This window comes from Peribacillus sp. NPDC097264 (assembly GCF_050277925.1).
Classification (GTDB): domain Bacteria; phylum Bacillota; class Bacilli; order Bacillales; family DSM-1321; genus Peribacillus.
In genome coordinates this window covers 69,857-85,197 of record NZ_JBNNSR010000010.1, presented here as the reverse complement: position 1 = coordinate 85,197, position 15,341 = coordinate 69,857, and the positions used below count along the sequence as shown (strand labels likewise).

Sequence of the window (15,341 nt, the reverse complement as noted above, 5' to 3'; positions counted from 1 at the left end):
TCCCTCTTTTTCATGCCTAAAAAGCTATTTAGCCCTGCCAGATATATTTCTTTTCCATTCAGTAAAGAATACATAAAAAAAGGAGGACAGAATTTGGATACTTTTCTTTACTTCTTCTATCTTGCCGGATATGTGGCCCTTTTCATTTGGGGAATCACCCTCGCTAATAAATACGGATGGCTCTCTGCTTCCAACGTTCTCTTACTCGTGATTTTCGGGCTAATCGTGGATAACACCCTGCTCGCACTCGGACGGTATATCGGAACGGGGCACTTTCTGGAATCAATCAGCTATGCCCGCTTTTGGGGACATGCCCTCTTCACGCCCACATTAGTTCTCTTTGCTTGGGATTCCCTGAAAAAGGCCGACATCGCGTGGGCCCAAAGAAAACTTGCCAAGTATATCAGTTGCGTATTGGTGATCGCCCTAATATGCTTTGAATTATTCACTGAAACGCTTGGGCTTAAACTGGAGGCCGATTGGAAGTATGGGGTTTTAAGTTATACCAGTTCAGAGCCGACGAGCGGACCGCCCATCATGGTATTGATCATCTCCCTCGTACTGATTATTTCGGGGTTCTTGATCTGGCGAAAACAAAAATGGATATGGTATTTGCTAGGTACGGTCATCATGACCATCGGTAGCGCCGTTCCTCTCCCCATCAAAAGCGATGCGTACATGAACGGATTTGAACTCATCCTCCTGATTTCACTACTTGCCACGAAGCATTTTCAAGACCATGAAGGGCAACGCCAAAAAACAGAGTTTTAGTAACAAGCATCATCGGATGCAATGTAACATAACTTGTGTTATAATATAATTAAGTTACATTGGTAAGAGGAGAAGAATTATGGAATATGTAGAAGCCTTTAAGGATGTCAATGAAATCAGCAAGATCAAAAGTTACTTGCGATCTCACTCCAGCCGCGATTATTTGTTATTTGTTTTAGGGATCAATACGGGAATGAAAATCAATGAGATGTTGGAAGTGACCGTGGCAAGCGTTCTCGATGAAACGGGAAAAGTTAAAGAGTTTTATGAGCAACGCTTGGAAAATGACGAGGTCACTCAAATCTATTTGAATCAGAAAGTCCGGACAGCTTTACAAGAATACATCAAAGACTCGAAAGTGATGGAAGGCCAATTTTTGTTTTTATCACCTAAGACAAAAAAACCGATCACACGCCAACAGGCACACCGGATCATCCATGATGCGGTGGAAGGTGCCGGATTGATTGGTAAGTATGGGGCCAGTTCAATGCGTAAGACATTTGGATATCACGCCTATAAGCAAGGGGTCTCCCTCGCCTTGATCCAAAAGCATTACCATCATTCTAGTCCATCCGAGACACTGAAGTACATTGGCATCTCCAAGGAGAGTAAATTCAAGACGATCATCGACGTGAATTTATAGCATATTTCTATCTTTTGTAATCTCAAACCACCATTTTAAGGAGGAATTCAAGTGAAAATTAGAGAAAGCGAACTTCCTGGTATAGGCCAGAAATTCGAGATTATCACGAGAAATGATGAAAAATTAGTGATTGTCATTCACGATGATGGCCGTAGGGAGTTATACCACTTTGATACCGATCATGAGGATGTTATTTCAAGCATCACACTCAATGATCAGGAAGCGCGTCAAATGGCGTCCATCATCGGCGGTATGATTTATAAACCACAGGCACTCGAAACAATCGAAATGTCATTAGGTGACTTGGTCATCGAATGGTTCAAAGTGGAACCAGGTTCCAAAGCGATTAACCAAACGATTGGTGACATTGACATTCGTAACAATTACAACGTGACGGTTATCGCCCATTCGAAAAAAGGGAAAAAACAACTGAATAACCCAGGTCCTGATTCAATCATTGCTGCAGGCGACACGCTGGTCATCTCTGGTGAAAGAAAAGACATCAAAAATCTGATTAGAGAATTACTGACCGACGAAAGGAGTGACTAAGTACATATGGATCACTTAGTCTTCGAAGTAGGAACGGCCCTATTATTGGTTGCAGCCGCAGCTCTCATAGCAGGGAAATTCAAAATATCGAATGTACCCATCTTAATTATCGTCGGCATGTTGGTAGGACCTCATGCCCCGCATTTTGGAATGATCGATTTACGCTTCATCGAAAGTGAAGAGATCATTGCCTTCCTCGGAAGAGTCGGTATTCTTTTCCTTCTATTCTATTTAGGACTTGAATTTTCTGTAAAAAAATTGATGAAATCCGGAAAAAACATCGTGACAGGCGGATCCATCTATATTGTCATAAACGTTGGTTTAGCGATGGCTTATGGTTTCCTCATGGGTCTTCCACTGAAAGAAGTCCTCATTTTAACCGGGATCATCAGCTTTTCATCAAGTGCCATAGTAGCCAAAGTACTTGTTGATTTAAGAAGGACCGGTAATAACGAAACGGAACTTATCCTGGGAATCATCATGTTTGAAGATATATTCCTTGCCGTTTATTTATCCGTCGTATCAGGATTGGTATTAAGCTCATCCGGTTCAGTCTGGGGAACATTATTATCTACGTTTATCGCAATCGGATATATGCTATTATTTTTCGTCATCGCTCGAAAAGCATCCGGTTTCCTCAACAAATTATTCAATATTACCTCTGATGAGATTTTCATCATTGTCGTATTCGCCTTACTGTTCTTTATCGCAGGTTTCTCTGAAACGATTCATGTTGCAGAAGCAATCGGCGCATTACTGCTCGGACTCGTCTTTTCTGAAACGGAACATAGTGACCGCATCGAAAAACTTGTCATTCCTTTCAGGGACTTCTTTGGAGCCATATTCTTCTTCAGCTTTGGATTGAGTATCGATCCGACAACGCTAGGTGGAGCAGTCTGGATGGTACTTGGAGCCGTCATCATTACCATTATCGGTAACTTCGTTGCTGGTATGATTGCTGGACGTAAATCCGGTTTGTCCCATAAAGCCTCAGCCAATATCGGCTTGACGATCGTTTCACGCGGTGAATTCTCCATCATTCTCGCAAACCTAGGCATTGCTGGCGGTTTGATGCCTATCCTAACCCCGTTTGCGGCATTATATGTGCTGACATTAGCGATTCTTGGACCAGTCCTTACGAAAGAATCCAAGCATATATATAATATCCTCAATAAAATCTTCAAATGGACGCCGCCAAAAGTCCAAAAAGAACAACAAAAAGAAGGCTAATCAAAAAGGTCCAGACACCTACGTCTGGACCTTTTTCGATATTCTCTGAGTTTCTTAGATTACTAACTTGCAAGATGTGCCGACTCCCACCTAGTCATCCCTTCTTATTTTCCATCCCATAGACATGTTGGAAGAGATTTTCGAATAGTAAATGGGTAACTGCTTTACAATATTTACTCTCAGGAGGGTTAAGGTACCCGATCTGAGGGAAAAGAAGCAGATAAACGAAGAAACTTTTCAGGAGTGATGCCGATTGAATAAGTCGATTGATTTTAGCAAGAAACTCATCAAGGAAGTCAAGGAGGATCGTGTCACAGGATTGGCAGCTGAACAGGCATACTATTACCTCCTCGCACTATTCCCTTTGCTCATTTTATTGCTGTCGATTTTGCCATACTTGAACATCGATACGCAAACAGCTTTGGATACGTTAAAGACATTCATGCCATCGGAAACGATGAAAACCATCGAAGAGAATATCATCAAGATATTGAATGAACGGAATGGCGGCTTGCTGACCTTTGGTATCCTTGGTACCATCTGGTCCGCTTCGAATGGAATGAATGCATTTATTCATTCGATGAACATTGCCTATGATGTGGAAGAAACGCGCAGCTTCATCAAGGCTCGCCTCATTTCCATCCTGTTAACATTAGGATTGGTCTTTGCATTTATCGTGATGCTGGTTCTTCCCGTCTTTGGGAAAGTACTCATCGATTTAATGGAACAAGTCGTGTCCCTTCCAGAAGAAACACAAAGTCTATTCAGTATATTGCGATGGGTGATCGCCGTTGCGGTTATCTCTTTCGTGCTAGCCATTCTATACCGTTACGCACCGAATAAGAACTTCCCGTTCAAACACGTCATTCCGGGTGCAATTACGGCCACAATACTCTGGTTTGTCATCTCCATCGGTTTTTCCTTTTATGTCAGCAATTTCGCTAATTATTCGTCCACGTACGGCAGTTTAGGGGGCGTCATCGTTTTAATGTTATGGCTGTACCTGACCGGTTTGATCTTAATGCTCGGCGGCGAAATCAATGCGATTCTACACCGTCAAAATACCACACCTCAAAAGAAGTCTCGAACACTCGTACATCCCGTACCTTTAAAACGATAAAGAAAAAACCAGGTTCCTATAATGGTAGAATGTACCCTATAGAGTAGACACTTAAAAAAAGTCTCTCTGTAGGGTACTTTTATGTATAAAGAAGATACATGGGATTGGAGATACATCAAAATGAGTAACAAGACTTTTACAGAATAAGAAATGAAGGCCTTATCAAAGAATCCTTATGTTAAGGGGATTAGCCGAAAGGGGATTAGATCCGAAGAATAATGAAGAAGTATGGGATTGTCTGCCCCATTAGAAAAGCAAATCCCTATCGGAGAATGATGAAAGCAACCCAAGAACATAGGGTCATGCCAAACCTATTAAAGCGACAATTTAAGCAAGATATCCCCGGAAAAGTACTCCTAACCGATATCACATATTTATTTTACGGAACGGGCCACAAAGCCTATTTGTCTACCATTAAAGATGGCTCGACCAATGAAACTTGGCCTACCACGTATCAGACCGAATCACCATGGATTTAGCTATAGACACCCTTCTGAAGCTAAAGAAGAATCGATGATATAAAAAAGCAGAAAGTGCCTTATTACACTCGGATCAAGGTACCCACTACACACACCCCGACTTTCAAAAGTTAGTGAAGAAATTAGGATTACATCAATCGAAGTCTAGACGAGGAAACGGTTGGGATAATGCCCCTCAGGAGGCCTTCTTTGGCCACTTTAAGGATGAAGCTTACATTACTATAGACACCAATGGAACCTAAAAAAGATGACCCCTGTTCGGTCCGAATATATTTGACTGTTCGGTCCGAAAAGTGATATAGTAGTCTTAGAAATTCCACCTTTTTCCATCCATCCATTCTCTCAAGAAAGCGAGGCAACTGAAATGAGTACCTTGTCTTATGATCAAGTTGAGCAGCTCATTCAACTTTTCTCAGACCGTTATATTCGTAAGGAGTATGCTACATTTCTAGATTTGTTTGCTGCCGATATCGTCTTCGAATTTCCTTATGCCCAGGAAACAAATCCAAAACGACTGGATGGGAAGGCGGTGCTGTAGCAATATCTGGAAGAATTAGGGGAGATGCTTGAAATCACTTCATTCACCACACCGGTCATTCATATAGCAGCCGATGCCCCCGTGTTCTTCGCTCAGTTCAAAGCAAGTGGAAAAATCCTAGTCACAGGCAGATCTTACGAACAAAGCTATATATCCGTAGTCGAAGTTCAAGATGGTAGGATTATCCGCTATCAGGACTACTGGAATCCATTAGCAGTCAACTTAAAACATGACATAAATAAGAACTAAAGGAGATAATCGTATGCAAAATCAATCCTTTACTCGTATTCTACTAACCGGAGGACAGGGAAAGACCTCCTCCCGCATTGCACAGTTGCTACAAGATCAGGGCTATCTGATTCGGAGAGCCGGACGCAGTTTTCCCAAGCCTGGGGATGAACAAGTCGGTGAACACATACCATTCGACTGGTTCGATGACTCTAACCATGATGACGTCCTGCAGGACGTCCATGCCGTATATTTGGTTGCACCTGCAAGTCTGCATCCTGAAGAAGTCATGATTCCTTTTATCCGCAGAGCACTTGACGCTTCAGTTAAGCGCTTCGTCCTGTTATCCAGTGCCTCGATTCCGGAGGATGGCCCCGTCTTCGGGGGAGTTCACCGTTGCCTGCATGACCATGCCCCCGAATGGGCCGTCCTGCGCCCTTCCTATTTCATGCAGAACTTCACGGAGCCCAGCCATGGTCACGGGCACTCCTTACGCCACAGCGGGCACATCTATACTGCTGCAGGAGACGGCAAGGTAGGCTTCGTCGACGCAGATGATATTGCAGCTGTCGGCTTTCATGCCCTGACCGACAAGGAGCCCCATAACCGGGAGCATATCATTACTGGCCCAGAATCCCTCACTTATGATGATGTGGCCGGAGTGATCCGCAGCGTTACCGGCCTGGAAGCCAAGCATATTCGTGTTACACCGGAGCAACTTACAGAGAGGCATAAGGCAGCCGGCTTGCCGGATAACTATGCCGAATACCTAGCCGGAATGGATGTTCGTATTCGTCTCGAAGGAATGGAGAATCAGATAACAGACACGGTATTTCGAGTAGCCGGCCGAGAGCCGCGTTACCTAGAGCAATTCATTTTGCAGCATAAACATGGTTTCCGTCTAATTAACTAAGAGGTACTTTAAGATAAAAGGCTCTCCAGTCATCACCGTTTAAGATGACCATAGGAGAGCCTTTTGATGTCCACATTTATATGAAATCTTTCGCTTGGCTGCCCTGTATAGTCCGAAAGACCGTTAGTACCATATTTGAGATGGCAAACAGCCTCGGCTCATCCATTCCCAACTTGGCTGACGTGATCAGGGCGATTCGCTCATGTACCAGGAACCGGGCCAGATCTCGGATATTCACCTCCGGGCCTATTGCCCCTTCTTTCACCGCGCGTTCCAGCATATTGTAAAAGATTTGCTCCGACAGTTCGGTGTTCGTCTGCAGATAAGCTGCCAGCTCCTCATTGTGAGGCGCCTGCTCAATAGCGCTGCTAATAATGAAGCACTCTAGACGCAGCTCAGGGTCTATAAGGACTTTAACAATTGTAGTAAATACTAATTCTACCTTGTCAACTACCGTTCCCGGCCCATCGCAAAGTCTCTTCAACTCTTGATTTTTCTGTTCCATATAATGTTGGACAGCTGTGAAAAACAGATCCCATTTCGTTCCATAAGTATCATATATACTTTGGCGGGCAATGCCCAGCCCATTGATTAAATCAGGCAACGAGGTGCCTTCATAGCCACGATTCCCGAAGATATACATGGCTTTATGCAGAATCTCTTTCGTATCAAAGGCCTTCGTTCTTGCCACTGTAAGCGCCCCTTTCCAATTATTCATATAAGTAATTATACTATGCTATGGGCGAACCCGCTTTGACGTATTTCCCCGAAATCCATCCGTTTCTTTAAGAAACCGACCACTTGGGGACTGTTCCACCATATGGTTTATTCGCCCAATTACTCCTGATTCACATATTCCGTATCCGAACCAAAATCTGATACTTGTTGTTGCTAAATAGATAGTCAAAACGCTGAATAGCTTTGGTCAGAACTCCTCGCACGGTAGGTCGTCAGGAAAAGTGGATTATGGCGATCTACATGTAACAATTGATTAAAATGAACGTAAATCTTGGGGTCTATAAAGAAAAAAAAAGTATAATAAATCTTAAAGAGAATACGAAAGGGGATTATCAACTCATCTATGAGGTTGAAAGACAAGAGTGTAGGGAAGTGTAATAAGTAACAGAGTTAGCAGTTATATCCATAGAAAATGGATATAACTGCTAAAATATATAGTAGTATTTCACTCGTGCAGAAAATGGATAAGATAATGTATGAGGAAATATTTTTTATCCAGATGCTTTGGACATTAAAGCTAACTTATTCCTTCAGTTTTACCAAGGCACAACTCCATTGTCATCAAAAAAGCCACCAGTTGGACCATCACTATTTATTGTGGCAAGCTTCACTACAATGGAAGCTGCTTGTTCGACTGAACGATAGCCACTATTACCATTTAAATCGGTAGCTGTAAATCCAGGGCAAACTGAGTTGATTTTAATAGGAGAATTGTTTAATTCTTTAGCAAAGAAAACAGTTAAAGCATTCACAGCCGTTTTGGAGCTATTGTAGGCGAGCGAATTCACATTATAAAATTCCGAAGCTGGGTCTGAATTCAAGGTTAAGGAACCTAATCCGCTGGAAAGATTAACAATTCTTCCAGAAGAAGAATTTCTGAGCAATGGAAGCATTGCTTTAGTAACAGAAAATACGCCGAAAACGTTTGTTTCATATGTGCTCTTTAGAACGGACAGTTCCAGTTCACTTGGAGGTATGTTACCTTCCGAAAACACGCCTGCATTATTAATCAAGATATCAAGCAATCCATATTCTTGTTCAATCCAATCTGCTGCGGAGAGAAGAGAGCTGGGGTTCGTGACATCAAGAAGCACTGTTTTAGCTTTAATTTTCTCCGTTTCCAATAACGTTACGGCCTCATGTCCCTTTTTTTCGTTTCTTGCTCCTATTAAAATCTCATACCCCATGTTTCCCAATTGTCTTGCTGTCTCAAAACCAATACCTTTGTTTCCACCTGTAATTAATACGATCTTGGATTTAATCATAAAATTGCCTCCCTAGTCTATTTTTCTAAAACCTGTACTTACGAGTACATAGTTACTTCTTATCTTTGTCCCGGCCTTTTATATGTACATGTAATCATGATATGAACTCCTTTCATTTTTGATATAATTAATATAATGGAAAAAATTGATAATTGTAAGTAGGCACATTTTTGTAACTTAAAGAATGGAGTGGAAATATGGGATATGGATTAAAAAATTATGGCGATTGTAGTGAAGAGGTTATAAGGGCCTGCCCTGTTGAAATAGTTTTACATATGATAGGAGGCAAATGGAAGGGAATCATTATCGACATTTTATCCAAAAAATCGGTCAGATTTAATGAAATTAGACGCTTAATACCGGGGATTTCACAACGAATGCTGACATTACAGCTCAGGGAACTCGAGGCGGATGGAATTGTGAAGAGGGTGGTAGATGACACTGTGCCACCCAAAACAGAATACTTCCTCACTGAACAAGGAAATAAATTGTCGAGCATCATCGATTCTATAAGAGTATGGGGAAAAGAGTTTCTATCCTAAGTCTGCGATTGAGAAGTCTTAGCGTGTCGTGGATGCTCTTTTTCAATCTCCGGTAAATCAGAACTATGAATCGATAATGACAGAACACGTTTTGAACCGACCGGTTTTAAAACATTGAACTGACTATAAAGGTTGCGCAGTCCGTCTATGCTCCTCTGCCTGTGGGCCAACTGATCCATAACTATTTTGCTGAAGGAATGAACCATGGTTATGATGAAATGGATTGGACGGCTTTAATCCGTTGTCTGGAGCATTCTTCTTAAAATTTTATTCGACCCGATTCTCTTGCTGGGCGTGGAATATCCGCGGCTCGAAATCATAGAGTGGGGGCAAAAAAATCGCCGCATACCGGGCGCGTTCGGGTTGTCGGGCACAATTTGAAGAGCGTGAGTGGGCAAGTAGGTTAGTTGCAAACGGAGACGCTGCTTCACGTAAAACGTATATTTTTCAGGGTCCTCCCTTATAAGGGTCCATTTTTTCATGTAACGCATCGCTCATTGATCTGGAGAAAAATGGTATAATATTTATTATTTAAAACAATTTGGTATGAACAATTGAAACGGGGGATTACTGTGACAACAATTGAAGATTTTTTGAAGTTGGACATTCGGGTCGGTACTGTAATAACGGCAGAACCGTTTCCGGAAGCTCGAAAACCTGCATTAAAGTTAGAGATTGATTTTGGCGAGATGGGCATCAAACGCTCTTCCGCTCAAATTACGAGAAGGTATGAACCTCAGCAGCTTATCGGCCGTCAAGTTGCTGCAGTAATAAACTTTCCCGTTCGGCGAATCGCTGGTTTTGAATCAGAAGTATTGGTAATCGGAGGTGTGCCGGAAGAAGGCGATGTCGTGCTTTTAAAACCGGATGAAACTGTCAAAAATGGAACGCCGATTGCCTGATCGGATCTGTATCGCATGCCACGATATTTACTTTGCCGTGGCTTCAATGCCATAAGTAATGGAACCGGTGCAAAAAGCACTAAAGGAAGATCATTTGATAAAGAATAATCGTTCCTAAAACAATTAATAAGCAAATCCTGATAACGGTATTTGCTAAGAAAAGTAGTGGAACAAAACCGGCACGCTGGGGCTAGAACTGATTAACATGAGTTTTTCCGTTTTCTTTTTATGCTAAGAGAAATAGCCAAAATTTTCACAACCCAACGAGTACCTGAATAGCTATTTAACTGATACATACAAAACATACTAACATCAGTAGTACAAACCTAGGCCATGGTTTGTGCTACTTTTTTTTATAGTAGCAGTGAAGAAAAGCTGACCTGCCTCTGGAACCCTTTGTGAGTCCGTATATCATCGTGCTGTCTCATCAGATTACGCAAGTTCAAAAGCTGGATTCCACGCTTTTTATAGGGTTATAAATCCTCTTTATAATATAGCTCGCAGAGAAGGCGGGCATCAGTTATGTCTGCTTTGACTTTGCGTAAACTTGAACTTTTCGCTTTGTAAGAAATGAGTGGATTCATAATGATTAACAGATATCCTCTTTTCTCGAAATACTGAACGATAGGCAGATGATAATGTCCCATAGATGTAGATTTGAAATAAACTTCCGATGTTTATAAAAAAATTCGATAAAAATCCTTTGTTGATATATAGGATATTTTTATTACACAAACTGCATAGATAACATTGTGGTGGATTGTACTTAAACTACTAAAAGACAGTCAGTTGAAGAAGATTTTAATGATTAAGTATAAGACGAAAAGTTGGAGTGTTAGTAATCTCTGAAAATACGTCATCCTCTTACATTCTTTAATGACCTCTTCTAACGAAACATCCCATTGGGTTTTAAATAAAGATGATAACTTGCTTTTCAATTCTTTATCATTCAAATCCAGAATTTCCATATGTCTATAATCTTTTCTTATTACATCCAGTAATGGCTCACGCCTCTATCAAGTAATATTAGGTTATAAGTGGCAAGAATTTCGTAAATAACACTACGAATCTCTTCATTTATGTTAGAAATATCTATAAAGCTCATAGAAACAACCAATCTGCTGATTTAATTGCATAATATACAGCGTTAGCAATCATTTGTTGAGTACCTTTATTTTCTTAATACAATATGTAAATAAAAAAGGATAATTAGCCCTCAGAATGGACTAACTATCCTATGATTTAATATCTTAATTTAACAATTGGGTGCCTTCCTTGTTTGCTTTAAGAATAGCAGTTATATAGAATCTGATTCAGTAGTATTCAAGAATTGAATGAGTTCCGCGTTGAACTCCTCGGCATGCGTCACATTAAATCCATGCGGACCACCTTTAATCACCACAAGCTGGCTGTTAGGAATGCGCTCATGTGCCTTCTGGCCACTGATTTCGACCGGAACGATTGCATCCGCATCCCCATGAAGAATAAGTGTCGGCAAGTCGAACTTATCTAGATCACCTCGGAAATCTGTTTGACTAAACGCTGAGATACAGTCAAGCGTGCCCTTTGGAGACGCGAATGCTGCAATGTCACGATTGTATAACCGGAATTCTTCGCTCACTAGATCCGTTCTGTCCCCGGAGGCGAAGAAGTTAGTTGTAAACGTATCGAGGAACGAAAGTCGATCCGCCTTAACCCCATCTTGTAAGCCTTTGATCACTGCATCATCAAATCCTCCATCGGGGTTATCTGTAGCCTTGTAAAGGTATGGTGGAACTGCCCCCGCTAACACAGCCTTCGATACACGATCCGTTCCGTAGGTGCCAATGTAACGAGCCACCTCACCGCCACCCATTGAGAATCCAACCAAAGTCACGTCATGAAGATCAAGATGCTCCAGCAGTTTGTGCAGATCAGCCGCAAACGTATTGTACTCATAACCATTCCAGGGCTGAGAAGACTGTCCGAACCCTCGTCGATCATACGTAATAACTCGGTGACCAGCCTCCACAAGTGCAGGAACTTGTTTTTCCCAAGATCTTCCACTGAGTGGCCAACCATGAATCAACACGACCGGCTTTCCAGATCCTACATCCTCGTAGTGAAGCTCAATAGGTGCACCATTTTCAAATCCAACTGTAATATTACTCATTATAAATTCCTCCATTATCAGTATTTTATATTTTACAAAATTGTATTTTGCAAAATATAATTTGTGAATTTATCTTAGTCTATTTACAAAATATTGTCAACAATTTAATTTTGCAAAACATTTTTTATTGTCCACGAGTTATGTTAAAATATTAATGAAGAAAATACTGATTATTCGAGGTGCAACCATGGAGACTAACCCGCATAATCTTAACTTAGAGGATCACTTATGTTTCTCGTTGTATGCCTGTTCAAGGGCTATATTACGACTTTATCGCCCTTACCTAGATGAACTTCAACTCACTTACCCTCAATATCTGGTCTTAGTTACGTTGTGGGAGAAGCAACAAAGCACAATTAAAGAGCTAGGTGAAGCGCTTAATCTTGATACCGGTACACTGACTCCTCTACTCAAACGTATGGAAGCTGCCGGTCTCATCGAGCGTCGCCGTGACACAGTGGACGAACGCGTCGTGAACATTCTCATTACTAAAGCAGGCAAAGCTCTACAGGAGAAGGCATCGTGCGTTCCTCAATCCTTATTCGACGCTTCTGGTATGAGTAAAAAGGAACTGGGTGAAATAAACAAGACAATAATGCGTCTGTTACACCTGCTGAATGTAAAAGACGAGAAATAGATGCATACGAAAAATCCACTCTATTACCTAAGAGTGGATTTTTCGTATGCATCGGTTAATAACTATTCGGGGACCCGTTGTGTTGTAAATAGGTTGGTTATTATTGAAATCCTTGTTGAGCTAAAGCCCCCGATAGCTTAAGTACATTTCTTCACAAAGTTATCCTTTTTACAGGTCATTTAGGGGTAGCGTCAGGAAAATACGGATTTACAACGTTAAGCAAATTCAAACATAAAAAAGTCGAATTCCCTGTCCTTAAGGAAAACGACTTTTTAATTTGACTTCTTCAAGTAAAGCCCCATTAACCTTTTTTCGGGACCATTTGTAATCTCTGCGAAGTTAAATTAAACCTGTGCTAGCCCGCCATCTACGAACAATTCAACACCCGTCAAGTAACTGCTTTCGTCTGAAGCAAGGAAAGATACAGCGTTTGCTACTTCTTTAGGTGTCCCAACTCTTCCAGCTGGAACAGTATTTCTGCTATTTTCTATTACTCCTTCAAGTGCATCACCAAAAAGCTCATCGTATGCAGGTGTAAGAATACCTCCCGGACTAACCACATTTACACGGATTCCAGTTCCTTTTAGGTCAAGAATCCAGTCACGAACTAGTGCTCTTAATGCTGCTTTAGAAGCTCCATATACACTAAACGCTGGGTTGCCAATTGATCCAGCAGTAGAGCCCGTTACAATAATAGAACCTACTTTGTTCGGGAATAGTGATAACGCTTTTTGAACAGTAAAGATGGTTCCTTTAACGTTAATGTCGAACGTTCTATCAACCTGCTCTTCAGTAATTTCACCTAATGGAAGGAAGCTGCCGACACCTGCATTAGCAAAAAGAATGTCCAACTTACCTTTTTCCTGCTTTATAATGTCATATAGTTTGTCTAAGTCATCAAGCTTAGAAATATCCCCTTGAACACCGGTTACGTTCTTGCCAATTAGGTTAACAGCTTTATCAAGTTCGTTTTGTCTGCGTCCTGTGATATAAACATATGCACCTTCGTTTACAAACTTTTGTGCTGTAGCAAGACCAATCCCACTTGTTCCACCCGTTACAAGCGCTATTTTACCTTCAAATTTACCCATATAATTAACACTCCTTTAGAATTAATTTTATTTTATGTCTAGTACCTTTAAGTACTTGAAGAACAACTTACAAAATATAGTATCCTTCATTAAGCACATTATCGGAAGTACCCACTTTTTTGTGATATAGTAACTAAAAAGTAATAAATGTAGAATGGAGAGCTTTAGACATGAAAAAATTTAGTTGTGGGTTTGAAGTGACAAAGGAAGTTATTGGCGGAAAATGGAAAGGCCTTGTATTATACTTTTTAATGAATGGACCAAAGAGAACGAGTGAATTAAAGCGCATTATCCCAAATATAACTCAGAAAATGCTGATTCAAACACTTAGAGAGCTTGAAGCCAGTGGACTTGTGAGCAGAAAGATGTATAATCAAGTACCGCCAAAGGTTGAATATTCATCCACTGAACTTGGAGAATCTCTTAAACCCATCTTGCAGGAGCTCTGTCAATGGGGAGGCCATTATGCGGAGCAACAGTATGCAGAAGGTGAATTTGAAATCGTTCAACCAGAAGAGGCTTCTTAATGAGGAAACCAACTTATAACACCATGGATATATATATTGAATTATTGCTCACAGTTTAAGAAAGGAGAGTTAAAGAAAAGTTAGTTAACATAAACCCCTATTATCGGTATGACTGAAGAGGAAACAAATAATGTATTTCGAAGATATACTCTATGATAAATACAACTTATTGCTCGTATACCTAAAAAATAGAATAGGGGAAACTATGAATAAACATTTTTTCATCACTCTTTTTGTTGTTTATTTAGTCATGAACCTTACAGACAATCTTAACTTTTTAAATAGCTGGTTACTCACTGAATTAGTTAGATTAATAATGTGTCTTTTATCAGTTCTTTTAATTGCATTTATTTTTGGAAATAAAAAAAAGTCAGAAACAAATTAACATAATTCAACTTATCGGTTTAAGTATTCTTGGAAAACAACCTAAGTGATTAGCTCCCTGAATTGTCCTATTTTATATGTGCTTTCTTTTGGAGATTTTGAGGGTATTTATATCGCTGCAATACATTTTGCTAGAATGCTTGCAAATGTATTGCAAAGTGTATTGCAAATGCAATTTTCTAGTACCCATCATTTTGTTAGGCTTTGCCTAACTCCACACCCTTGGTGGGGACAAAAATCCCTTATGCTCTTCAGTTTTTCTTCAAGGTATCCATTGGAGAGATTACTTTTGAAAAATCAAAAAGCCGTTATCTTTTTAGATACACAATATCTGGATCATGAACGGGCCCAATATCTTCATCCTCCATATCTAACTGTTGAACAATAAAAGAGTCGAGATCCATGCCCGTAAACTTCCCTTTAGTCGATAATTCCTTCATTCTAGATCACAGTTAGCACTTATAGTTGTTCAAATTGAGGAGTTATGCTTAGAGGAATTTCAATTCAAATCGTACCAATGGAGCTAAATTTAGAATGACTCCTGCACAATACAGGAGTCATCGTTTAGCTGTTTAAACTATAGGTCTTTTTTTAGACTGTCCATTTTATGGGGCACAGTTCATGGAAACCTG

Annotated in this window: 16 protein-coding genes and 3 pseudogenes; 14 read left to right on the top strand and 5 right to left on the bottom strand. The window is 40.6% G+C overall.

The features are described from left to right. The first annotated feature begins 93 nt into the window (after positions 1–93). The 9 genes and pseudogenes from ACQKL0_RS16425 to ACQKL0_RS16385 all read left to right on the top strand — a co-directional run bounded on the left by ACQKL0_RS16425 (position 94) and on the right by ACQKL0_RS16385 (position 6,471). Positions 94–771: a hypothetical protein gene (locus ACQKL0_RS16425; protein ID WP_402871819.1), complete on the top strand. Its 678-nt coding sequence runs from the start codon at positions 94–96 to the stop codon at positions 769–771. Positions 772–850: 79 nt separating this feature from the next. Then, on the top strand, positions 851–1,414 hold the full coding sequence (locus ACQKL0_RS16420) for a tyrosine-type recombinase/integrase (protein ID WP_402871822.1): 564 nt from the start codon (positions 851–853) through the stop codon (positions 1,412–1,414). 51 nt (positions 1,415–1,465) lie between these two features. Next, on the top strand, positions 1,466–1,963 hold the full coding sequence (locus ACQKL0_RS16415) for a cation:proton antiporter regulatory subunit (RefSeq protein WP_402871825.1): 498 nt from the start codon (positions 1,466–1,468) through the stop codon (positions 1,961–1,963). A gap of 6 nt (positions 1,964–1,969) precedes the next feature. Further along, the gene (locus tag ACQKL0_RS16410) at positions 1,970–3,193 is read left to right on the top strand and encodes a cation:proton antiporter (protein WP_402871828.1); all 1,224 of its coding nucleotides are present in this window, start codon (positions 1,970–1,972) and stop codon (positions 3,191–3,193) included. Positions 3,194–3,446: 253 nt separating this feature from the next. Further along, positions 3,447–4,313 carry a YihY/virulence factor BrkB family protein gene (locus ACQKL0_RS16405; protein WP_402871831.1) on the top strand — a complete coding sequence of 289 codons (867 nt, stop codon included), beginning with the start codon at positions 3,447–3,449 and terminating at the stop codon, positions 4,311–4,313. Between the two features lie 206 nt (positions 4,314–4,519). Continuing rightward, a pseudogene (locus ACQKL0_RS16400) lies at positions 4,520–5,069 on the top strand (IS3 family transposase); the annotation flags it as partial. Positions 5,070–5,156: 87 nt separating this feature from the next. Further along, the gene (locus ACQKL0_RS16395; RefSeq protein WP_403079921.1) at positions 5,157–5,330 is read left to right on the top strand and encodes a hypothetical protein; all 174 of its coding nucleotides are present in this window, start codon (positions 5,157–5,159) and stop codon (positions 5,328–5,330) included. A gap of 123 nt (positions 5,331–5,453) precedes the next feature. Further along, positions 5,454–5,579: pseudogene (locus ACQKL0_RS16390) on the top strand (nuclear transport factor 2 family protein); the annotation flags it as partial. Positions 5,580–5,592: 13 nt separating this feature from the next. After that, the gene (locus ACQKL0_RS16385; RefSeq protein ID WP_402871837.1) at positions 5,593–6,471 is read left to right on the top strand and encodes an ergot alkaloid biosynthesis protein; all 879 of its coding nucleotides are present in this window, start codon (positions 5,593–5,595) and stop codon (positions 6,469–6,471) included. 76 nt (positions 6,472–6,547) lie between these two features. On the opposite strand, the gene ACQKL0_RS16380 is transcribed toward ACQKL0_RS16385, so the two are convergent. Next, a complete protein-coding gene (locus ACQKL0_RS16380) occupies positions 6,548–7,162 on the bottom strand; it encodes a TetR/AcrR family transcriptional regulator (RefSeq protein WP_402958894.1) in 615 nt (204 codons plus the stop codon). A gap of 583 nt (positions 7,163–7,745) precedes the next feature. Beyond that, the gene (locus ACQKL0_RS16375) at positions 7,746–8,474 is read right to left on the bottom strand and encodes an SDR family oxidoreductase (RefSeq protein WP_427688628.1); all 729 of its coding nucleotides are present in this window, start codon (positions 8,472–8,474) and stop codon (positions 7,746–7,748) included. 197 nt (positions 8,475–8,671) lie between these two features. Here ACQKL0_RS16375 and ACQKL0_RS16370 point away from each other — a divergent pair, with 197 nt between their 5' ends. Both ACQKL0_RS16370 and csaA read left to right on the top strand, forming a co-directional pair. Beyond that, positions 8,672–9,016, top strand: coding sequence for a winged helix-turn-helix transcriptional regulator (locus tag ACQKL0_RS16370; RefSeq protein WP_427688627.1), 345 nt, complete (start codon positions 8,672–8,674; stop codon positions 9,014–9,016). Between the two features lie 572 nt (positions 9,017–9,588). Then, on the top strand, positions 9,589–9,918 hold the full coding sequence (gene csaA, locus ACQKL0_RS16365) for a chaperone CsaA (RefSeq protein WP_402871847.1): 330 nt from the start codon (positions 9,589–9,591) through the stop codon (positions 9,916–9,918). Between the two features lie 359 nt (positions 9,919–10,277). Here the strand turns inward: csaA and ACQKL0_RS16360 are convergent. After that, positions 10,278–10,562: pseudogene (locus ACQKL0_RS16360) on the bottom strand (IS110 family transposase); the annotation flags it as partial. Positions 10,563–11,215: 653 nt separating this feature from the next. Next, on the bottom strand, positions 11,216–12,070 hold the full coding sequence (locus tag ACQKL0_RS16355) for an alpha/beta fold hydrolase (protein WP_402871850.1): 855 nt from the start codon (positions 12,068–12,070) through the stop codon (positions 11,216–11,218). A 187-nt stretch (positions 12,071–12,257) separates the two neighbouring features. On the opposite strand from ACQKL0_RS16355, the gene ACQKL0_RS16350 reads away from it, so the two are divergent. Beyond that, a complete protein-coding gene (locus ACQKL0_RS16350) occupies positions 12,258–12,707 on the top strand; it encodes a MarR family winged helix-turn-helix transcriptional regulator (RefSeq protein ID WP_402958890.1) in 450 nt (149 codons plus the stop codon). A gap of 344 nt (positions 12,708–13,051) precedes the next feature. Here ACQKL0_RS16350 and ACQKL0_RS16345 read toward each other — a convergent pair whose 3' ends face one another. Further along, positions 13,052–13,798 (bottom strand): SDR family NAD(P)-dependent oxidoreductase, encoded by a 747-nt coding sequence (locus ACQKL0_RS16345; protein ID WP_402871862.1) that lies wholly within the window; start codon positions 13,796–13,798, stop codon positions 13,052–13,054. Between the two features lie 170 nt (positions 13,799–13,968). Here ACQKL0_RS16345 and ACQKL0_RS16340 point away from each other — a divergent pair, with 170 nt between their 5' ends. Next, positions 13,969–14,325 carry a winged helix-turn-helix transcriptional regulator gene (locus ACQKL0_RS16340; RefSeq protein WP_402871864.1) on the top strand — a complete coding sequence of 119 codons (357 nt, stop codon included), beginning with the start codon at positions 13,969–13,971 and terminating at the stop codon, positions 14,323–14,325. 430 nt (positions 14,326–14,755) lie between these two features. Beyond that, positions 14,756–15,097: a hypothetical protein gene (locus tag ACQKL0_RS16335; protein ID WP_427688624.1), complete on the top strand. Its 342-nt coding sequence runs from the start codon at positions 14,756–14,758 to the stop codon at positions 15,095–15,097. Positions 15,098–15,341 lie beyond the last annotated feature (244 nt).

Coding starts and splice junctions, on each gene's coding strand:
- ACQKL0_RS16420 (WP_402871822.1), top strand. CDS start 851: ATGGAATATGTAGAAGCCTTTAAGGATGTCAATGAAATCAGCAAGATC.
- ACQKL0_RS16410 (WP_402871828.1), top strand. CDS start 1,970: ATGGATCACTTAGTCTTCGAAGTAGGAACGGCCCTATTATTGGTTGCA.
- ACQKL0_RS16395 (WP_403079921.1), top strand. CDS start 5,157: ATGAGTACCTTGTCTTATGATCAAGTTGAGCAGCTCATTCAACTTTTC.
- ACQKL0_RS16385 (WP_402871837.1), top strand. CDS start 5,593: ATGCAAAATCAATCCTTTACTCGTATTCTACTAACCGGAGGACAGGGA.
- ACQKL0_RS16375 (WP_427688628.1), bottom strand. CDS start 8,474: ATGATTAAATCCAAGATCGTATTAATTACAGGTGGAAACAAAGGTATT.
- ACQKL0_RS16370 (WP_427688627.1), top strand. CDS start 8,672: ATGGGATATGGATTAAAAAATTATGGCGATTGTAGTGAAGAGGTTATA.
- ACQKL0_RS16355 (WP_402871850.1), bottom strand. CDS start 12,070: ATGAGTAATATTACAGTTGGATTTGAAAATGGTGCACCTATTGAGCTT.
- ACQKL0_RS16350 (WP_402958890.1), top strand. CDS start 12,258: ATGGAGACTAACCCGCATAATCTTAACTTAGAGGATCACTTATGTTTC.
- ACQKL0_RS16345 (WP_402871862.1), bottom strand. CDS start 13,798: ATGGGTAAATTTGAAGGTAAAATAGCGCTTGTAACGGGTGGAACAAGT.
- ACQKL0_RS16340 (WP_402871864.1), top strand. CDS start 13,969: ATGAAAAAATTTAGTTGTGGGTTTGAAGTGACAAAGGAAGTTATTGGC.